The organism is Pseudomonas sp. NDM, assembly GCF_003105095.1.
In the GTDB taxonomy this organism is placed as follows: domain Bacteria; phylum Pseudomonadota; class Gammaproteobacteria; order Pseudomonadales; family Pseudomonadaceae; genus Aquipseudomonas; species Aquipseudomonas moraviensis_A.
This window is the reverse complement of the sequence record NZ_QETJ01000300.1, coordinates 1-2068: the sequence shown is the minus strand read 5'-3', so window position 1 is coordinate 2068 and position 2068 is coordinate 1. Positions and strand designations below refer to the sequence as shown.

1 protein-coding gene is annotated in these 2068 nt (G+C 60.9%); it reads left to right on the top strand.

Annotation, left to right across the window (positions count from 1 at the left end):
• Window positions 1–163 precede the first annotated feature (163 nt).
• Complete coding sequence (locus DCO47_RS26615; RefSeq protein ID WP_116659274.1) at window positions 164–2017, top strand: polyurethanase; 1854 nt, start codon at window positions 164–166, stop codon at window positions 2015–2017.
• Window positions 2018–2068: the final 51 nt, after the last annotated feature.

The following is a 2068-nucleotide window of genomic DNA, read 5'->3' as shown; positions in this document are numbered from 1 at the left end:
GATAGCGGTGTTTCAGATAAAAATTTCTCAACTGACACACCGCTATCGCGAGCAGGCTCACTCCTACAAAGGGAAATGTGCGAAATGTGATGAATGCTCCGGAGCCCTGCGCTCTGGCTGTGAGCTATCTCTGACAATTCCAACAACAAGAGAGGCAATGGCAATGGGTGTATACGACTACAAGAACTTCGGTACGGGCGATTCCAAGGCGCTGTTCAGCGATGCCATGGCGATCACGCTGTATTCCTATCACAACCTCGATAATGGTTTCGCCGCCGGCTACCAGCACAACGGCTTCGGCCTCGGCCTGCCGGCGACGCTAATCAGCGCGTTGATTGGCGGCACCGACTCGCAAGGGGTGATCCCCGGTATCCCGTGGAATCCGGACTCGGAAAAACTCGCCCTCGAGGCCGTGCAAAAGGCCGGCTGGACGCCAATCAGCGCCGCGCAGTTGGGCTACGACGGCAAGACCGATGCACGCGGAACGTTCTTCGGCGAGAAGGCCGGCTATACCAGCGCGCAGGTGGAAATCCTCGGCAAATACGACGCCCAGGGGCATCTCACCGAACTGGGCATTGCCTTTCGTGGCACCAGCGGCCCGCGGGAGATCCTCATTGGCGATTCGATTGGCGACGTGATCAGCGATCTGCTCGCAGCGTTCGGCCCGGCCGATTACGCGAAAAACTACGTCGGCGAAGCTTTCGGCAACCTGCTCAACGATGTCGTCGCATTCGCCCGGGCCAACGGCCTCAGCGGCAAGGATGTGCTGGTCAGCGGCCATAGCCTTGGCGGCCTGGCAGTGAACAGCATGGCCGACTTGAGTGGCGGCAAGTGGGATGGATTCTTCGCCGATTCCAATTACATCGCCTACGCCTCGCCGACCCAGAGCAGCGGCGACAAGGTGCTGAATATCGGCTACGAAAACGACCCGGTATTTCGCGCCCTCGACGGTTCGACCTTCAGCAGTGCTTCGCTGGGCGTGCACGACGCGCCGCACGTATCGACCACCGACAACATCGCCAGCTTCAACGACCACTACGCCTCGAGCGCGTGGAACGTGCTGCCGTATTCGATCCTGAACATTCCGACGTGGATTTCGCACCTCCCGACCGGTTATGGCGACGGCATGACCCGCGTGCTGGAATCGAAGTTCTACGACCTGACCAGCCGCGACTCGACGATCATCGTCGCCAACCTGTCCGACCCGGCCCGGGCCAACACGTGGGTGCAAGACCTCAACCGCAACGCCGAAACCCACAAGGGCAGCACCTTCATCATCGGCAGTGACGGCAACGACCTGATCCAGGGCGGCAGCGGCAATGACTACCTTGAAGGGCGCGCCGGCAATGACAGCTTCCGCGACAGCGGTGGCTACAACATCATTCTGGGCGGGCAGGGCAGCAACACGCTCGACTTGCAGCAGACGGTGAAGAACTTTGATTTCGCCAATGACGGCGCCGGCAACCTGTACATCCGCGATGCCAACGGCGCAATCAGCATCACCCGCGACATTGGCAGCATCGTGACCAAAGAGCCGGGCTTTCTCTGGGGCGTTTTCAAGGATGACGTGGTGCACAGTGTCACCGCCACGGGGTTGAAAGTCGGCAGCAACCTCACCGCTTATCAATCGAGCGTAAAAGGCTCGGCCGGCGCTGACACGCTAAAGGCGCACGCTGGCGGCGACTGGCTGTTCGGGCTTGAGGGCAATGATCATTTGCTCGGCGGCGCGGCCAACGATGTGTTTGTCGGCGGAGCTGGCAATGATCTGCTGGAATCGGGCGGCGGGGCGGATACGTTTCTGTTCCACGGTGCATTCGGCCAGGATCGTGTGGTGGGCTATACGGCCAACGACAAGCTGGTGTTTCTTGGCGTGCAGGGTGTGTTGCCGGGGGATGATTTGCGCGCGCATGCGTCGGCAGTTGGGCAGGATACCGTGCTGACGTTTGGGGCGGATTCGGTGACGTTGGTGGGGGTGGCGCTGGGCAGCCTCGGCAGCGATGGCATCGTGATCGCCTGACGCACAACCCTGTGGCGAGGGAGCTTGCTCCCGCTTGAGTGCGTAGCGCTC